We start from the raw sequence: 16,520 nt of genomic DNA, 5'->3' as shown, positions 1-16,520 counted from the left end.
TGGCGGCTGACAGTGCTGAATGATGAAAGAAACCGGCAGTGATGGGCATCGCGCTTGCCCGCTTCTGCGGTGTGTCCTGCATTACACGCAGGGCGTCCTGACTTGTCAAAGACGGGGCAGAACTCTTGTGTTTCACCGTCTTGGCGACCAACGCCATCGTGGCCATCCACCGTGCATCTGCCCCGCGGACAGGCGAGGGAATCCACCGCTTTGCACAACGGGTGCAGATGGCGTCTGTACAGGCTTCGATGGTCTTTGTAACATCATCACCCTTGACGCGACTCGCGTGTCGGCGTGCCCACGCAATCAGAGTCCTGCGTCAACCAATTTATGTCAGATGTCTGTCCCCAGGATCCGTTGTTTCAACAGCGCAGGGACACGCCTGGCGCATCAGGCACCAGAGGAGAATTCGAGGGATGATCACAGGTAGCATTGTCGCACTGGCGACCCCGATGAAGGCCACCGGCGAGATCGACTGGGACGCCCTGCGCCAGCTGGTCGCCTTCCACCTCGAAAATGGCACCGATGCCATCGTCGCCGCCGGCACTACCGGCGAGCCGACCACCATGTCCTTCGCGGAGCACTTCGATGTCATCCGCTGTGTGGTAGAGACGGTCGCCGGCAAGATTCCGGTCATCGCCGGCACGGGCGCCAACGCCACCTCCGAAGCGGTCGAACTGGCTCGCTACGCCAAGGAAGTCGGTGCGGATTACTGCCTCTCCGTGGCGCCGTACTACAACAAGCCGACCCAGGAAGGGCTCTACCAGCACTTCAAGGCCGTCGCCGAGCAGGCCGGTATTCCGGTCATTCTCTACAACGTGCCGGGTCGTACCTGCTCCGATATCTACAACGAGACGGTCTTCCGCCTCGCCGAGCTCGACAACATCGTCGGCTTGAAGGATGCCACCGGCAACCTGGAGCGTGGTCAGGAACTGATCGACCGTCTCAAGGGCACCGACTTCGCGCTCTACTCCGGCGATGACCCCACGGCCTGTGACTTCATCCTGATGGGCGGCCACGGCGATATCTCCGTGACGGCCAACGTCGCGCCGCGCCTGATGCACGAGATGTGTGAAGCCGCCGTGGCCGGCGATGCCGAGCGCGCTCACCAGATCAACACGCGCCTGATGCCGCTGCACTCCGCGATGGGTGTCGAGTCCAACCCGATCCCGGTCAAGTTCGCCATGCACCGCATGGGCCTGTCGCCGGAATCCGGCGTGCGTCTGCCGCTGACCTGGCTGTCCGAGCAGTACCACTCCACGGTCGAGGAAGCACTGCAACTGGCCGAGGTGCTCAACTGATGAGTCAGCGTTTCGTGCCACTGGCCCTGCTGACGGCGCTCGCGGTCGCAGGCTGTTCCAGTGATGGCTACTACTACGATCGCAACAGCGAGTATGCCGATGCCAGCATCGCACCGCCGCTGGAGCTGCCGGACACGATCAATCGTGGTGATTACCAGGATTCCATGCCGGTACCGCAGGCCAGCAGTGACTTCCTGGCCAGCGACGACTTCGAGGCGCCGCGTCCCCAGCCACTGGCGACCAGCGAGCAGGGCGGGCGAGAGTTCGTCGCCATGCGTCAGAGCGGCGATGCCCGCTGGCTGGCCGTGAACGCCGCGCCGGCAGCGGTGTGGACACGTCTGCAGTCCTTCGTGCGCGACCAGGGCCTCGATGTGCAGAGCATCGATGCCGGCAAGGGCGAGATCACCACGGCCCAGGGCATCATCAGCGTCAGCCAGGGGCTGCGTGCCGATGCCTCCGAAGTGCGTTGTCAGCAGGGCGACGATGTCGCCGGCAGCTGCCTGAACGCGCTGAGCGGCTATCTGGCCGCGTCTTCCGCCGATAGCGGTGTCTCGCTGGCAGCCCAGTCGCTCAGTCGTGATGACCGCGTGCGCCTGGAAGGCCGCGATGGCACCTGGCAGGTCGATCTGGCGCTGGACATCGAGCGCAGCTGGGCCGAGCTGCTCTATCAGCTGCAGAAGAACTTCAACACCGACTACCAGACGCTGACCGATCAGGACCGCTCGCGTGGCGAGTTCATGGTCGATTACATCCCGCGTGAAGAGCGTGATGGCGGCTGGTTGGGTATCGGGGGCGATGGTGATCCGGTGCCGATGATACTCAAGCTGCGCGCCGAGAATGACCACACCCTGGTCACGGCGACCCGTGCCGATGGTGAAGAGACCACGCCGGCACTGGCGCGTGAGCTGCTCGACGCCGTGGCGTCGACACTGCGCTGAGCATGTGGCTCGACACGCCTTGCGCCGCCTCATCTGACGACTCGTCGGGTGAGGCGGCTGCGTCGTTTCAGATCCCCCTCCCGGTGGCAGGCACTGGGGCGCTGGCGGATGGCCTGACGGCCGCCCGTGGGCCGAGTGACGACGCTCAGGGCGTGCTGGCGATGGCTTCGCTGGGCAGCGGCAGCAAGGGCAACGGCACGCTGATCCGCACCCGCGAGGCATTGGTGCTGGTCGATTGCGGCTTCACCCTCAAGGAGACCGAGGCCCGTCTGGCGCGCCTTGGTGTGCATCCCTCGCAGCTGGACGCCGTGCTGGTCACCCATGAGCATGGTGATCATCTGAGCGGCGTGGGGCCGTTGGCGCGTCGCCACGCTGTGCCGGTGCACCTGACTACCGGCACCTGGCTTGCCGGGCGCGCGAAGAAGCTGGGCACGTTGCCGAGCCGGCATCTGATCACGCCGCAGCAGGAATTCGCGATCAAGGATCTCGAGATTCTGCCGGTCACGGTGCCCCACGATGCGCGCGAGCCGGTGCAGTTCGTGTTCAACCGACGCGGTGAGACGGCCGCGCGTCGCCTCGGCGTGCTGACCGATCTCGGCCATGTCAGCGAGCATGTGCTGCAGTGCTTTGCCGATTGCGATGCGCTGGTGATGGAGTTCAATCACGATCCGCAGATGCTGGCCAGCGGGCCGTATCCGCCCAGCCTCAAGCGGCGGGTCGGAGGGCGGCTCGGTCACCTGGCCAATGCCCAGGCGTGCGCCGCCTTGCCCTATCTGGGGCTGGCGCGCCTGCAGCGGCTGGTGGCCTCGCACCTGTCGGAGAGCAACAACCATCCGACATTGGCCCGGGAAGCACTGGCCCCCTGGCTTGCGGATGACGATAGTCGCCTGATCATCGCCGCGCAGGACAGCGGCTTTGGCTGGCAGGCCATCGCCTGATTTTCATGACGCCCGGTCGCTTCGCGATCGGGCGTTCGTGATTCTGGACGAGCTGACCAGATGGACAGCTCTCGAATCACGTTATACACCAACGCCACAGTCCCTCTCGGCTGGGCGTGACAGACTCAAGCGTGATCGATTCATCGTCGACCGCCTCAACACTCGACGCGTCTAGCGTCATCAGGGGGAATCTCATGGAAAAGCGTGAAGAGCTCTACGCTGGCAAGGCCAAATCCGTCTTCGTCACTGACGACCCGGATCTTCTGCTGCTGGAATTCCGCGACGATACCAGCGCCTTCGACGGCAAGCGTATCGAGCAGCTCGACCGCAAGGGCATGGTCAACAACAAGTTCAATGCCTTCATCATGGAGAAACTCAAGGCGGCCGGTATCCCGACCCACTTCGAGCGTCTGGTCAGCGACAACGAGTGCCTGGTCAAGCGTCTCGACATGATGGCGGTGGAGTGCGTGGTGCGTAACATCTCCGCCGGTTCGCTGGTGCGTCGTCTGGGGGTCGAGGAAGGCCTCGAGCTCAATCCGCCGACCTTCGAGCTGTTCCTCAAGAACGACGAGAAGGGCGACCCGATGATCAACGAGTCGCTGGTCGAGACCTTCGGCTGGGCAGAGCCCAAGCACCTGGCGCGTGCCAAGGAACTGACCTTCCAGGTCAACGACATCCTCAAGCAGCTGTTCCTCGACGGCGGCATCCTGCTGGTCGACTACAAGCTCGAGTTCGGCGTCTTCAAGGGTGAGGTCGTGCTGGGTGACGAATTCTCGCCGGACGGCTGCCGTCTGTGGGATGCCGAGACGCGCGAGAAGCTCGACAAGGACCGTTTCCGCCAGGGTCTGGGCGGCGTGATCGAAGCCTACGAGGAAGTCGGTCGCCGTATCGGTATCGATTTCTCGGCCTGAGCCTGAGCCTGGGTGACAGACAGGGGCCCTGATGTCCCGACGTCACGCAGACAGTGCATCAAGGAACGGCCCCCTGCCAGTGGCAGGGGGCCGTTCGTGTTTGGTAGGCGTCAATTGTCTGGCCGGGAGCGTAGCTGTGAGGAAAGAGGCGTGGCGCTCAGGACGCGCGCAGGCTGGCCAGGTCGATCACCTGACGGGCGACAGCCGCGAGGGCGTGGTCCTGGCCTTCGTCATCCAGGCTGCCATCCGCGTGGAAGGCGCTGGCGGCACGCGAGACCGCGATCTGCTGGGGCGCGACCAGCATGCCGAGATTGTTCAGGTACAGGCGCACGAAGGGCAGTGCGCGCATGCCGCCCATGGCACCGGGTGAGGCTGAGACGATGCCGACCGGCATGCCGCGCAGGGCATCCATGCCGCTCTGGCCATCCGCCGCCGGGCGTGACAGCCAGTCGAAGGTGTTCTTGAGCAGCGGGCTGAAGAAGCCGTTGTATTCCGGGGTCGCCAGCAGAAGCCCCTGATGGCTGGCCAGCATCTCCTGCAGGCGGTCGGCGCTGGCGGGACGGCCATTGGCCTCTTCGTTGTCGCCATCGTAGAGCGGCATCGGGAAGTCGTTGAGATCGAGCAGGCTGACCTCGGCACCTTCCTGCCGGGCGTGGTGCGCCAGGCGCTCGATCAGGCGTCGATTGACGGAGGCCTTGCGGGTACTGGCGGCAAAGGCAAGCAGACGGATACTCATGCGGCGGACTCCCGGTGAAACGAGTGGAGATGAAGGAACGCACGCCCAGTATGGTCGGGTCTCGTGACGGTTCGCCAATCCAATCTGGCATTGTCTTGATCTGGCGCGCGCAATCCTTCGATCCGCTTCATGCAAGGCGTGGCCCCCCCACTGGACAAGGCGTTGCTCTGGCTCGCGCAGGGGCTTGATCAGACGGCCACGATAGCCGCGACCTCCATCGTCAAGGAGCCATCGGGTTGCGTGCGGGCTGTGAAGCGCACATCCACGTCCACCAGCCGTACGCCATACTGGCGTTTGCCATCGGCGGGCCTGGTGGCGTGATAGGCGGGGCGCGGGTCCTGGGCGAGCACTTCCTCGATCAGGGCGCGCAGCGTGGCGCTGTCGGCCCGCGTCGCCAGTGTCTGCTCGGCCGGTGCGCTGAAGGCGACGGCGTGGCGCGACGGTGGCGCAGGCGCATAGCCGGCACGCGCCTCGGGCACCGCATCGACCCACGGCAGATACGGCTTGATGTCCATTACCGGCGTGCCATCGAGCAGGTCGTGGCCGCGCAGCAGCAGGCGCACGCCGTTGCGCTTGCTCGACTGCCCGTCATCCGGCGTGGCATTGGCCGCCGTCTCGACGCCTGCCAGTTCGACCACCGACTGCCCCAGTCGGTTGGGGCGGTGGGTGCTGCGCGAGGCGAAGACCCCAGTGCGCGCATTGCCCCCCAGGCGCGGCGGGCGGATCAAGGGCGTCCAGCGTGTGGGGCTGGCGTGGAACAGGAAATGGATCCACAGATGGCTGAAACCCTCGATGTCGCGCACGCAGTCCGGGTCATCGAAGGGTGGCAGCAGGTGCAGGATGGCACTCGCATGACGCGCCAGTCCCGGCTGGCGGGGAATGCCGAACTTGTCCGGGTAGCAGCTTTCGATGATGCCCACCGGCTGCATGGCCTGTTGCCCCAGCGCCGCGGCCTGCTCACGCAGATGAGGGGGCAGCAGCGGCAGGCGCCTGGCCAGTGCGGCGTCGCTCATCGGGCGCTCGGCCGTGTCGGCGGTCGGGTGGGGGCTGGCGGGCTGATCGGAAGAGGACATGGCAGGACCGTGGCAGAGGCTGAAGTGATGATGGCGCAGAATGTCGTGTGACATTCCAGGCCGCCATGATGCCATGCTCGTCGTCGCACGGCATGACTGGTCTCACTGGGTCGGCTTGTGTAGTCTGCCGCGAGAGCAGCGCTGCATGGCGCTGAATCGTGATGCTGGCGACGGGGCGTGAAGGCCCCGCGCGACTCTTGAGGGCAACTTTGATCATGTCAGACCCCATCGCCATTGCCACTGCCGACGGCCTGCCGTCGACACTGGACCTCGACCGCCTTGCACTGGCGAGCCAACAGTTGATCGAGGCCGGTCAGGCGCTGGACGCTGCCGGACAGGTGCCGGCCACCGGCGGCAACTTCTCCTGTCGTCTCAGTGATCGTCTGATGGCGGTCACCGCCTCGGGCTGCCACAAGGGCCGCCTGACCAGCGGCCACATTCTGGTCAGCGATTTTGCCGTCAGGCTGCAGGGCACTTCCCGCAAGGCCTCTGACGAGGCGCGCCTGCATGGCCAGCTCTACGAAGACCTGCCCCACGCGCAGGCGATTCTGCATACCCACTCCTGGGCCGCCACCGTGCTGTCGCTGTGCCATGAGGGCGACACCCTGAGCCTGGAGGGTTTCGAACTCAACAAGGCGCTGGAAGGCGTCAAGAGTCATGAGACGGCGGTACGTCTGGCCGTCTTCGACAATACTCAGGATATCGAGGCGCTGGCGCTGGATGTGCGTGCCCGACTGGCCGCCGATGCCGGTCTGCACGGCTACCTGATCCGCGGCCATGGCCTCTATACCTGGGCCAGCAGCATGGCGGCCTGCCGCCGCCACGTCGAAGCGCTCGACTTCCTGATGGGTTGTGAACTGGAACTGAGGAGACAGCGATGAGCTTTCTGGCCATCTACGCCGAGCAGGACGCCTCGCGTCCGCAGTTGATCACCAATGATGGCGCGCAGATCGCCAGCGAACTCGAGGCTGAAGGCATCCGCTTCGAGCGCTGGACGGCGGGCTGCGAGATGCGTGATCCCACCGACCAGGCCCAGGTGCTGGCGGCCTACGCCGACGACGTCGCACGTCTCAAGTCCGAGAGCGGTTTCGTCACCGCCGACGTGATCGGCCTGACGCCGGATCACCCTGACCGCGATGCCCTGCGCGGCAAGTTCCTCGATGAGCACCGCCACGCGGAGCATGAGGTGCGCTTCTTCGTGCGCGGCAGCGGCATCTTCTATCTGCATCTGGGCGAGCGCGTGCTGGCGGTCGGCTGCGAGAAGGATGACCTGATCGCCGTGCCCGCCGGCACGCCGCACTGGTTCGACATGGGGCCGACGCCGGACTTCACCGCCATCCGTCTGTTCACCAATCCGGAAGGCTGGATCGCCAACTTCACCGACAATGACATCGCCGCCCGCTTCCCGCGTCATGAAGCGCTGGCCGAGCACTTTACCCAGACCGCCGCCCCGCATTCCCAGGAGTCCGCATGATTCGCGCCATCGTCACCGACATCGAGGGCACGACCGGCTCGATTCGCTTCGTGCATCAGGTGCTGTTTCCCTATGCGCGTGCCAATCTGGGCGATTTCGTGCGCGCCAATGCCGAGCGTGAGGACGTCGCCGAGCAGCTGGCTGCTACCCGCGAGCTGGCCGAGGCACCGAAGGCCGATCTCGAGGCCGTGATCGCCATTCTGGAAGGCTGGATCGACGCCGACCGCAAGGCCACGCCGCTCAAGGCGCTGCAGGGCATGGTCTGGGCGCAGGGCTACGCGGACGGTGACTTTACCGGCCATGTCTATCCTGATGCCGTGAAGGGATTGCGTGACTGGAAGGAGCGCGGACTGTCCTTGTATGTCTACTCTTCAGGCTCCATCCAGGCCCAGAAGCTGCTGTTCGGGCATTCCGATGTCGGCGATCTGACTCCGCTGTTTGCCGGCTACTTCGACACCACCACGGGCCCCAAGCAGGAAGCCGAGAGCTATCGCCGTATCGCCGGTCAGCTGGGCATTCCGGGCGCGGAGATCCTGTTCCTGTCGGATGTCGTCGCCGAGCTGGACGCCGCCGCAGCCGCCGGTTTCCATACCTGGCAGCTGGTGCGGGAGCCGGACATGGTCACCGGAGATCATCCCCAGGCCAGCCGCTTCGATGAGGTGTCCTTCAGCGGCTGAGCAGGACGCTTCAGTGGCAGTTGTCAGCCGTGAAGCCTGTCAGGTTTTCCATGAATACAGCGTCCTCGTTCGAGGACACAAGGAGGACGAACGATTGCACAGCCAGACCGATAGCCGTGAAGTGGCCAGGGAGCGTGTTCATATCGTGGCGGCGCAGCCGGAGCATGCCGCGGATCAGGCCGAGGTGTTCTATCAGGCCGTCATGCAGGGCGCTGCCGGTCATTATGATCTGGCGCAGCGCCAGCAGTGGGCCGCGCGTGTCCCGCGCGACGCCGAACGCTGGGCCGCGCGTCAGCATCGCTTCGAGGTGCTGGTGGCGGAGCGTGATGCTCGCTGTATCGGCTTCTGCGAGTACGCCCCCGAATGGCCGCTGGCACGCATCGAGATGCTTTACGTCTACCCGAGTCTGATGGGGCAGGGCATCGGCAGCCAGCTGCTGGCGGCGGCCGAGCGCGACCTGCGCGAGCGCAAGGTGCGCGTGATGAGCCTGGAGGCCAGTCTGACGCTGTCACCGGGCCTGGCCCGCCGTGGCTGGCACAGTCTGGGACTTGAACACGTCAAGCGCGATGACGTATGCCTCAAGCGTGAGCGCTTCGAGAAGCGTCTCGATCAGTGAGCGTCGCCTCTTATGGAGGTGGACTTCAGACATGCCCCCGCCGGGGCTCCGGCGGGGGCATTTGTCTTGGTGGGGGGGGGCGCATGGCCGGTCGATGCCTCAGCGCTTGCGCAGATGCATGTGGCGCAACGCCCCGCCGGGGCCGAGGTCGCGGTCCTCGAGTCGTTGCACCGCATGGCCCTCCAGCAGGTTGTCCAGCGGCACATTGAGATTGGTCGCCACCAGCCGGGCCAGTGGATTGAGCAGGCGCCGCAGCCGCCCGGCCGAGCGATTGCCGCGCAGACCCTTGTCGAGCAGTGACAGCTCGCCATCACTGGCCAGCACGCGCAGCGCTTCATCGAAGGCGCGCTGGGGCTCGGGCACCACGGCGATGATCAGGTGGGCGATGACGACATCGAAATAGCCATCGGGGAATTCGAGCGCCATGGCGTCGCCCGGCTTGACGTTGGCATCGAAGCCCAGCGTCTCGGCACGCTCGCGACAGCGGCGCAGCATGGCGGGGGAGGCGTCGATCACCTCGAGTTCGATGTCACGGGGCAGGAAGGGCAGGTCGAGCCCGGTGCCGCCGCCGAGCAGCAGCACGCGGGTGCCCGCCTGGATATCGAGAGTCGCGATGGCCTCGCGCCGCGCGGAGCGCAGGATACGGGCGGCCACACGGTCATAGATCGGCGCGTAGAGACTCCAGCGGCGCGTCTGCCAGCCGCCGCCTGATGCCCTGGGGACTTCAGGCGGATGCTGATGAGGAGATGGCGGGGACATGGGGCGCCTCCCTGGCGGCATGGCAATGTGTCGTGACAGAGGGGCCGGCGTCAGCGGCGACCTCTGCAGGACAGGAGCTGGCCAGCAGGAAGGCATTCACCTGTCGTTGGCTAGCGGGTCTCGACAGTGTAGATGCGCATCGACAGGTCGATGGAGGTCACGTCCTTGGTCAGCGCGCCGATCGAGATGCAATCCACTCCGGTGGCCGCGATGCCCGGCAAGGTGACCTCACTGACGTTGCCCGAGGCTTCCAGCACGGCTGGCTTGGCATGCGCCTTGTTGCGCGCCACGGCCTCGATGAGCTGATCGTTGTCGAAGTTGTCGAGCATGATGACGTCGGCGCCGGCATCCAGTGCCTGGGCCAGCTCCTCGAAGTTCTCGACTTCCACTTCACAGGTGACGTCGGAGGCGATGTCGCGTGCCTCACGCACTGCCGCCGCGATGCCGCCACAGGCAGCGATATGGTTTTCCTTGATCAGGAAGGCGTCATAGAGGCCGATGCGATGATTGTGGCCACCGCCGCAGCTGACGGCGTACTTCTGGGCGACCCGCATGCCCGGCAGGGTCTTGCGGGTATCGAGCAGGCGCACGCCAGTGCCCTCGACCAGCGAGGTGTAGTGGTTGGCGCGGGTCGCGGTGCCGGAGAGCGTCTGCAGCAGGTTGAGCGCTGCACGCTCGCCGGTCAGCAGCGAGCGGGCTGGGCCTTCCAGCTCCAGGAAGGGCGCGTCGGCCTCGAGGCGATCGCCATCGCTGGCCAGCCACTTGAGGCTGACGCGCGGGTCGAGACGACGAAACAGCTCGTCGACCCAGGCCACACCGCACAGGATGGCCGGCTCGCGGCTGATCACGCGTGCCTTGGCCCACTGGCGCTCCGGAATCAATTCGGCGGTGATATCGCCACCGCCGACATCCTCGGCGAGCAGGCGGGCGGCGCTGGTACGGATATCCTCGGCGAGGGCGTCGTGGAAGTTCATGCGCGTCTGATCCTTGTACGAAGAGTGCTGCCGGAGCCGGGGGCTGTGCGTGTGCCGGGGCAGTGGCACAGACCCGTGGCTGCCGAGCATGCCATAATGTGCGCCATTATAGGAAAAGCCACGCGAGCGGTCAGTCCCCGCGTGCGATGACCTTCCCGTCTGGAGTCTTCGATGCCCCCCTTGTCCTCTTCCCCGCGCTCGGGTCACCTGACGCGTCTGGCGGTCACCCCTGAGCACTGGCTGGAGAGCGCCCGTCAGGTACCGTCTCCCAATCACAATGCGCGTCCCGAAGGAGAAATCTCGGCGCTGGTGCTGCACTCCATCAGCTTGCCGCCCGGCCGCTTTGGCGGGCCGGCCATCGAGCAGCTGTTCACCAATCAACTCGATCCCGGTGCCCATCCCTATTTTGCCGATATCCATCAGCTGCGCGTCTCGGCCCATGTGCTGATCCAGCGCGACGGTCGACTGGTGCAGTTCGTACCCTTTGATCGTCGGGCTTGGCACGCCGGTCGCTCGCGCTGGCATGACGGTCAGCGTGAACGTGTCGAGCTCAATGACTTCACCATCGGCATCGAGCTCGAAGGCGATGAGGTGCATCCCTATCGCGATGTCCAGTACCGCACCCTGGCACGCACCGTGGCCGGCCTGATGGCGAGCTATCCCGCGCTGACACGCGAGCGCATCACCTCGCATGCGCGGATTGCGCCGTTGCGCAAGACGGATCCAGGTCCAGCCTTCGATTGGGCTTACTTCGATCGCCTGCTGAGCGGCATTCAGGACTAAGGTCGCAGGCGCCTCGCGATGGTGCGTTGCAGCATCATGCGGCGTCGCCGAGCAGGAAACGCCCAGTGGCGGGCCGCGTTGGTAGTTTTACTACATCATGGCTGTCGAGGTCGGCTCAGTCTGGCGCATGAGTCCCGACCGCAAGGCGCATGAGGCCAGTGCTGCCGCGGGGCAGCCAAGCGTTGCACCTGCCCGGTGAGTCTGGCTGCCCTGAATTGGCACGCGGGGGTGTTTGCGGTATCTTTCACGCCAAATGACCGCATCTTGTGCCCTGCTTTGGCGCAGGATGCGCGTCGAGATTGACGGCCGGCAAGACCCGGTCATGACAGGTCTATCGGAGATGCGACCCACTCAGAAGGTCGTGCCCACACTGAAGAGCGCCACTGGTTTCGATATCGCTGTTCGTCGAAACGTCTGACAAAAAATTTCTTCACTCGGAGAGACGTCTATGAGTCTGGAGGCAAGAGAAGATCTCGATCCGATCGAAACCACGGAATGGTTGGACTCCCTGGAATCGGTCCTGGATCGTGAGGGTGAGGATCGCGCCCAGTACCTGATGTCACGTCTGGCAGATCGTCTGCGTCGTGATGGCCATCAGGTACCCTTCTCGGTGACCACGCCCCATCGCAACAGTATCCCCGTGCACCGCGAAGCGCGCATGCCGGGCGATCTGTTCATGGAGCGTCGTATCCGTTCGCTTATCCGTTACAACGCCATCGCTCAGGTGATCCGCAACAACCGTGCCCACAAGGGCCTGGGCGGTCACATCTCGAGCTTCATGTCCAGTGCGACGCTTTACGACGTAGGTTTCAACCACTTCTTCCGTGCTCCGGAAGGTGACTTCGAAGGTGATCTGCTCTACATCCAGGGTCACGTGGCGCCGGGCATCTACGCCCGTTCCTTCCTGGAAGGTCGCCTCAGCCAGGAGCAGATGGACAGCTTCCGTCAGGAAGTCGACGGCAATGGCCTGTCTTCCTATCCGCACCCGTGGCTGATGCCGGACTACTGGCAGTTCCCGACCGTCTCCATGGGTCTGGGCCCGATCCAGGCGATCTACCAGGCGCACGTCATGAAGTACCTCAACTCGCGTGAGTTGAAGTCCATGTACGACCGCAAGGTGTGGTGCTTCATGGGTGACGGCGAGTGTGACGAGCCGGAATCCCTGGGTGCCATCTCGCTGGCGGGTCGCGAGAACCTCGACAACCTGATCTTCGTCATCAACTGCAACCTGCAGCGTCTTGACGGTCCGGTGCGCGGCAACGGCCGCATCATGGACGAGCTGGAAGGCGTCTTCCGTGGTGCCGACTGGAACGTGCTCAAGGTCACCTGGGGTCGCTTCTGGGATCCGCTCTTCGAGCAGGACAAGAAAGGCATCCTGCAGAAGCGCATGGACGAGGCGGTCGACGGCGACTACCAGAACTACAAGGCCAATGGCGGCGCTTACACCCGTGAGCACTTCTTCGGCAAGTATCCGGAGACGGCCGAACTGGTCAAGGACATGTCAGATGACGACATCTGGCGTCTGAACCGCGGTGGCCACGATCCGTACAAGGTCTATGCGGCGTACCACGAGGCGGTCAACAACGCCAATGGTCGTCCGACCGTCATCCTGGCGCACACCGTCAAGGGTTACGGCATGGGCATGGGCGATGGCGAAGCCGCCAACGAAGCCCACCAGGTCAAGACCATGGAGCACGAAGCGCTGAAGAAATTCCGCGACCGCTTCGGCATCCCGCTGACCGACGAGCAGCTCGAGGAAGTGCCGTACTACAAGCCGGCGGATGACAGCCCGGAAATGAAGTACATGCACCTCATGCGCGAACGTCTGAACGGCTACCTGCCGCAGCGTCGCACCGAGTATGAAACGCTGGAAATCCCGCCGCTGGACGACAAGATCTTCGCGTCCCAGCTCAAGGGCTCCAACGGCCGCGAAGTGTCCACCACCATGGCCTTCGTGCGCGTGCTCAACGGTCTGGTCAAGCACAAGACCCTCGGCGAGCGTGTCGTGCCGATCATTCCTGACGAAGCGCGTACCTTCGGCATGGAAGGCATGTTCCGTCAGCTGGGTATCTATACCGCGGCAGGCCAGAAGTACGAGCCGGTCGACAAGGGCCAGATCATGTATTACCGCGAGGACCAGAAGGGTCAGGTCCTCGAGGAAGGCATCTCCGAGGCAGGCGCCATGTCTGCGTGGGTGGCGGCGGCAACGTCCTATGCCAACCACAACCTGCCGCTGATGCCGTTCTACGTCTACTACTCGATGTTCGGCTTCCAGCGCATCGGTGATCTGGCGTGGGCCGCAGGTGACCTGCAGGCACGTGGCTTCCTGGTCGGCGGTACTGCCGGTCGTACCACCCTGAACGGTGAAGGTCTGCAGCACCAGGATGGCCACAGCCATATCCTGGCCTCGACCATCCCGAACTGCCGTACCTATGACCCGACCTACGCTCACGAAGTGGCGGTGATCGTGCAGGACGGCATGAAACGCATGTTCGAGCAGCACGAGCCGGTCTTCTACTACCTGGCGGTGATGAACGAGAACTACGAGCAGCCGGAACTCGAGACGGTGCCCGCAGAGGACATCATCAAGGGGATGTACCTGCTCAAGGAAGGTGGCAAGGACGGCAAGGCACGCGTTCAGCTGCTGGGTTCCGGCACCATCCTGCGTGAAGTCGAGGCAGCCGCCGAGATGCTCAAGCAGGACTACGGTGTCGATGCCGACATCTGGAGCGTCACCAGCTTCAACGAGCTGCGTCGTGAAGCGCTGGAACTGGATCGCCAGGCCTTCCTCAAGCCGGAAGAGACTTCGGCCAAGCCGCACGTCACCCAGTGTCTGGAAGGACGTGACGGCCCGGTCGTGGCTGCCACCGACTACATGAAGCTGTTCGCTGACCAGGTTCGCGCCTGGGTCCCGACTGACTATCACGTGCTCGGTACCGACGGTTTCGGTCGTTCCGATACCCGCGAGAAGCTGCGTCACTTCTTCGAAGTCGACCGCAACTTCGTCACCGTCCAGGCCCTGAAGGCGCTGGCGGATCGTGGTGAGATCGACCGCAAGGTGGTCGCGGAAGCGATCAAGACCTACGGCATCGACCCCAACAAGCCGAATCCGCTGAACGTCTGAGCGGAGATCGCGGAACAGGCGAGCGGCACTCCCTCCTCGACATCATGATGATGCGCAGGTGATTCGGGTGTCGCTCCCCGTGCACGTTTTGGAAGGAGCACGATCTTGAGCAGCGAAATCATCAAGGTTCCCGACATTGGCGGTAGTTCCGATGTCGAGATCATCGAGATAGCGGTGGCGGTGGGAGATGTCATCTCCGCCGAAGACACCATGATCACTCTTGAGTCCGACAAGGCCAGCATGGATGTGCCGGCACCGAAGGGCGGCAAGGTGGTGAAGATTCTCGTCAAGGAAGGCGACACCGTCTCCGAAGGCGACGATATCCTGGAGCTGGAAGCCGAAGGCGGTGGTGACACCTCCTCTGACGCTTCTGACGAGCAGCAAGCGCCGAAGGAAGAGGCGCCCAAGCAGGAAGCCTCTGAGCAAGCGCCGAAGGAAGACGCTTCTGCACCGAAGGCCGCTTCCGGTGGCACCCAGACCGTCGACATCGTCGTGCCGGACCTGGGCGACTCCGAAGCCGTGCCGATCATCGAGATGGCCGTCTCCGAAGGCGACGAAGTCGACGCCGAAGATGCGCTGATCACGCTGGAATCCGACAAGGCCAGCATGGACGTCCCGAGCCCGCACAAGGGCAAGATCGTCAAGCTGACCGTCAAGGAGGGCGACAGTGTCTCCTCCGGTGATGTCATCGGTCAGATGGAAATCGCCGGTGAAGGCGGTGACAGCGCGTCTGATTCTGCGCCGGCCGAGCAGGCCTCTTCTTCCGAGTCCGCCTCTGAGGATGCGTCTTCCGAGGCACCGGCTGCTGAAGAAGCGCCGGCCTCCGGTGAGCCGGAGCGCAAGGAAGTGCGTGTCCCGGATCTGTCCGGCAGCGACAGCGTGCCGATCATCGAGATGGCCGTGGCCGTCGGTGACGAGGTCAACGAGGAAGACGCGCTGATCACGCTCGAGTCCGACAAGGCGACCATGGACATCCCGAGCCCCTACAAGGGCAAGGTGGTGGAGCTTTCCGTCAAGGAAGGTGACACCGTCTCCGAGGGTGATCTGATCGGTTACATCGAGGTCGCGGGTGCCGCGCCTGCGCCGAAGGCTGCCAAGTCCGAAGCGCCGGCTGCGCCCAAGGCGGAAAAGAGCGAGCAGAAGCCGGCTCCGACACCGGCTGGTGCGCCGAGTCCGGAAGCCCAGATGGCCGCTCACAAGCCGAGCAAGGGTGCCAAGGTCCACGCAGGGCCGGCGGTTCGCCTGCTGGCACGTGAGTTCGGTGTCGACCTGGCGGATGTCTCCGGCAGCGGTCCGAAGGGCCGTGTGGTGAAGGAAGATGTCCAGGCCTACGTCAAGCAGATGATGCAGAAGGCCAAGTCCGCACCGGCAGCCCCTGCCGCGCAGGCCTCCGGCGGTGCCGGTATCCCGCAGGTGCCGGATCAGGACTTCAGCCAGTTCGGTGAGATCGAAGAGAAGAAGATGGGCCGCCTGATGAAGGCCGGTGCCACCAATCTGCATCGCAGCTGGCTCAACGTCCCGCACGTGACCCAGTTCGATGAAGCCGATATCACCGAGCTCGAGGCCTTCCGCAAGTCCATGAAGGCCGAGGCGGAAGCGGCAGGTGCCAAGCTCACGCCGCTGCCGTTCATGATCAAGGCGGCGGCTCACGCGCTGGCCAAGTATCCGCAGTTCAACGTCAGCCTCAAGGCCGACGGCGAGACCCTGGTGCACAAGAAGTACGTGCACATCGGTATCGCGGTGGACACGCCGGACGGCCTGATGGTGCCGGTGATCCGCAATGCGGATCAGAAGAGCCTGCTGGAGCTGGCCAAGGAGTCCGTGGAACTGGCCAAGAAGGCGCAGACCAAGAAGCTCAAGCGCGAAGAGATGACCGGTGGTTGCTTCACCATCTCGAGCCTTGGCTCCATTGGCGGTACTGCCTTCACCCCGATCGTCAACACGCCGGAAGTCGCCATCCTGGGCGTCTCCAAGGCGCAGATGAAGCCGGTGTGGGACGGCGCAGCCTTCCAGCCGCGTCTGATGATGCCGCTGTCACTGTCCTACGATCACCGTGCGGTGAACGGGGCGGATGCAGCACGCTTCACGGCGTATCTGGCTCAGGTGCTGACCGACGTGCGTCGCATGCTGCTCTGATGATGCCTGTGGCATGAAGCGCGGGTGCCGTGACCTTCCTGGAAGGTTTCGGCATCCGTCGCTGACAGGCCTGGCTGACA

At 64.3% G+C, this 16,520-nt stretch carries 15 protein-coding genes; 11 read left to right on the top strand and 4 right to left on the bottom strand.

Annotated elements, in window-relative coordinates:
- Positions 1-416: 416 nt before the first annotated feature.
- The 4 genes from FLM52_15090 (at position 417) to purC (ending at position 4,088) form a co-directional block, all read left to right on the top strand.
- Positions 417-1,301, top strand: a complete 885-nt coding sequence (locus FLM52_15090) for a 4-hydroxy-tetrahydrodipicolinate synthase (GenBank protein ID NVN57069.1) — start codon at positions 417-419, stop codon at positions 1,299-1,301.
- Positions 1,301-2,239, top strand: a complete 939-nt coding sequence (locus FLM52_15085; GenBank protein NVN57068.1) for a hypothetical protein — start codon at positions 1,301-1,303, stop codon at positions 2,237-2,239. The genes FLM52_15090 and FLM52_15085 overlap by 1 nt, the downstream gene beginning before the upstream one ends.
- Before the next feature lie 161 nt (positions 2,240-2,400).
- Positions 2,401-3,177, top strand: coding sequence for an MBL fold metallo-hydrolase (locus tag FLM52_15080; GenBank protein NVN57067.1), 777 nt, complete (start codon positions 2,401-2,403; stop codon positions 3,175-3,177).
- 194 nt (positions 3,178-3,371) lie between these two features.
- On the top strand, positions 3,372-4,088 hold the full coding sequence (purC, locus tag FLM52_15075; GenBank protein ID NVN57066.1) for a phosphoribosylaminoimidazolesuccinocarboxamide synthase: 717 nt from the start codon (positions 3,372-3,374) through the stop codon (positions 4,086-4,088).
- A 157-nt stretch (positions 4,089-4,245) separates the two neighbouring features.
- Here purC and FLM52_15070 read toward each other — a convergent pair whose 3' ends face one another.
- Positions 4,246-4,824, bottom strand: coding sequence for an NAD(P)H-dependent oxidoreductase (locus tag FLM52_15070; GenBank protein ID NVN57065.1), 579 nt, complete (start codon positions 4,822-4,824; stop codon positions 4,246-4,248).
- A 188-nt stretch (positions 4,825-5,012) separates the two neighbouring features.
- Positions 5,013-5,753 (bottom strand): tRNA (N6-threonylcarbamoyladenosine(37)-N6)-methyltransferase TrmO, encoded by a 741-nt coding sequence (gene tsaA / locus FLM52_15065; protein NVN57064.1) that lies wholly within the window; start codon positions 5,751-5,753, stop codon positions 5,013-5,015.
- A 359-nt stretch (positions 5,754-6,112) separates the two neighbouring features.
- On the opposite strand from tsaA, the gene FLM52_15060 reads away from it, so the two are divergent.
- Genes FLM52_15060 through FLM52_15045 form a run of 4 tightly spaced genes read left to right on the top strand, consistent with a single transcriptional unit; the run spans position 6,113 to position 8,664 of the window.
- Complete coding sequence (locus FLM52_15060; protein NVN57063.1) at positions 6,113-6,778, top strand: methylthioribulose 1-phosphate dehydratase; 666 nt, start codon at positions 6,113-6,115, stop codon at positions 6,776-6,778.
- Positions 6,775-7,371 (top strand): cupin, encoded by a 597-nt coding sequence (locus FLM52_15055; GenBank protein NVN57062.1) that lies wholly within the window; start codon positions 6,775-6,777, stop codon positions 7,369-7,371. Before FLM52_15060 ends, FLM52_15055 begins: the two co-directional genes overlap by 4 nt.
- The gene (gene mtnC, locus FLM52_15050; protein ID NVN57061.1) at positions 7,368-8,048 is read left to right on the top strand and encodes an acireductone synthase; all 681 of its coding nucleotides are present in this window, start codon (positions 7,368-7,370) and stop codon (positions 8,046-8,048) included. The genes FLM52_15055 and mtnC overlap by 4 nt, the downstream gene beginning before the upstream one ends.
- Positions 8,026-8,664: a GNAT family N-acetyltransferase gene (locus FLM52_15045; GenBank protein ID NVN57060.1), complete on the top strand. Its 639-nt coding sequence runs from the start codon at positions 8,026-8,028 to the stop codon at positions 8,662-8,664. Before mtnC ends, FLM52_15045 begins: the two co-directional genes overlap by 23 nt.
- A gap of 99 nt (positions 8,665-8,763) precedes the next feature.
- Here the strand turns inward: FLM52_15045 and FLM52_15040 are convergent, their stop codons facing one another.
- Entirely contained in the window at positions 8,764-9,519 is a 756-nt protein-coding gene (locus FLM52_15040) for a class I SAM-dependent methyltransferase (protein NVN57059.1), read from the bottom strand.
- A 14-nt stretch (positions 9,520-9,533) separates the two neighbouring features.
- Positions 9,534-10,397, bottom strand: coding sequence for a carboxylating nicotinate-nucleotide diphosphorylase (locus FLM52_15035; GenBank protein ID NVN57058.1), 864 nt, complete (start codon positions 10,395-10,397; stop codon positions 9,534-9,536).
- A 171-nt stretch (positions 10,398-10,568) separates the two neighbouring features.
- Here FLM52_15035 and ampD point away from each other — a divergent pair, with 171 nt between their 5' ends.
- The 3 genes from ampD to aceF all read left to right on the top strand — a co-directional run bounded on the left by ampD (position 10,569) and on the right by aceF (position 16,440).
- Positions 10,569-11,180: a 1,6-anhydro-N-acetylmuramyl-L-alanine amidase AmpD gene (ampD, locus tag FLM52_15030; GenBank protein ID NVN57057.1), complete on the top strand. Its 612-nt coding sequence runs from the start codon at positions 10,569-10,571 to the stop codon at positions 11,178-11,180.
- Between the two features lie 448 nt (positions 11,181-11,628).
- Positions 11,629-14,304: a pyruvate dehydrogenase (acetyl-transferring), homodimeric type gene (gene aceE / locus FLM52_15025; protein NVN57056.1), complete on the top strand. Its 2,676-nt coding sequence runs from the start codon at positions 11,629-11,631 to the stop codon at positions 14,302-14,304.
- A gap of 105 nt (positions 14,305-14,409) precedes the next feature.
- A complete protein-coding gene (gene aceF, locus FLM52_15020; GenBank protein NVN57055.1) occupies positions 14,410-16,440 on the top strand; it encodes a pyruvate dehydrogenase complex dihydrolipoyllysine-residue acetyltransferase in 2,031 nt (676 codons plus the stop codon).
- Positions 16,441-16,520: the final 80 nt, after the last annotated feature.

Source organism: bacterium Scap17 (assembly GCA_013376735.1).
In the GTDB taxonomy this organism is placed as follows: domain Bacteria; phylum Pseudomonadota; class Gammaproteobacteria; order Pseudomonadales; family Halomonadaceae; genus Cobetia.
The sequence above is the reverse complement of the archived record's forward strand: the minus strand, read 5'-3'. Positions and strand labels throughout refer to the sequence as shown.

What these genes read in the sequence shown, in the direction of transcription:
- FLM52_15045 (NVN57060.1), top strand. Translation starts at nt 8,026, where the DNA reads ATGAGGTGTCCTTCAGCGGCTGAGCAGGACGCTTCAGTGGCAGTTGTC.
- FLM52_15040 (NVN57059.1), bottom strand. Translation starts at nt 9,519, where the DNA reads ATGCCTTCCTGCTGGCCAGCTCCTGTCCTGCAGAGGTCGCCGCTGACG.
- FLM52_15055 (NVN57062.1), top strand. Translation starts at nt 6,775, where the DNA reads ATGAGCTTTCTGGCCATCTACGCCGAGCAGGACGCCTCGCGTCCGCAG.
- FLM52_15070 (NVN57065.1), bottom strand. Translation starts at nt 4,824, where the DNA reads ATGAGTATCCGTCTGCTTGCCTTTGCCGCCAGTACCCGCAAGGCCTCC.
- ampD (NVN57057.1), top strand. Translation starts at nt 10,569, where the DNA reads ATGCCCCCCTTGTCCTCTTCCCCGCGCTCGGGTCACCTGACGCGTCTG.
- FLM52_15080 (NVN57067.1), top strand. Translation starts at nt 2,401, where the DNA reads ATGGCTTCGCTGGGCAGCGGCAGCAAGGGCAACGGCACGCTGATCCGC.
- aceE (NVN57056.1), top strand. Translation starts at nt 11,629, where the DNA reads ATGAGTCTGGAGGCAAGAGAAGATCTCGATCCGATCGAAACCACGGAA.
- mtnC (NVN57061.1), top strand. Translation starts at nt 7,368, where the DNA reads ATGATTCGCGCCATCGTCACCGACATCGAGGGCACGACCGGCTCGATT.
- FLM52_15090 (NVN57069.1), top strand. Translation starts at nt 417, where the DNA reads ATGATCACAGGTAGCATTGTCGCACTGGCGACCCCGATGAAGGCCACC.
- FLM52_15060 (NVN57063.1), top strand. Translation starts at nt 6,113, where the DNA reads ATGTCAGACCCCATCGCCATTGCCACTGCCGACGGCCTGCCGTCGACA.
- FLM52_15035 (NVN57058.1), bottom strand. Translation starts at nt 10,397, where the DNA reads ATGAACTTCCACGACGCCCTCGCCGAGGATATCCGTACCAGCGCCGCC.
- FLM52_15085 (NVN57068.1), top strand. Translation starts at nt 1,301, where the DNA reads ATGAGTCAGCGTTTCGTGCCACTGGCCCTGCTGACGGCGCTCGCGGTC.
- purC (NVN57066.1), top strand. Translation starts at nt 3,372, where the DNA reads ATGGAAAAGCGTGAAGAGCTCTACGCTGGCAAGGCCAAATCCGTCTTC.
- tsaA (NVN57064.1), bottom strand. Translation starts at nt 5,753, where the DNA reads ATGCAGCCGGTGGGCATCATCGAAAGCTGCTACCCGGACAAGTTCGGC.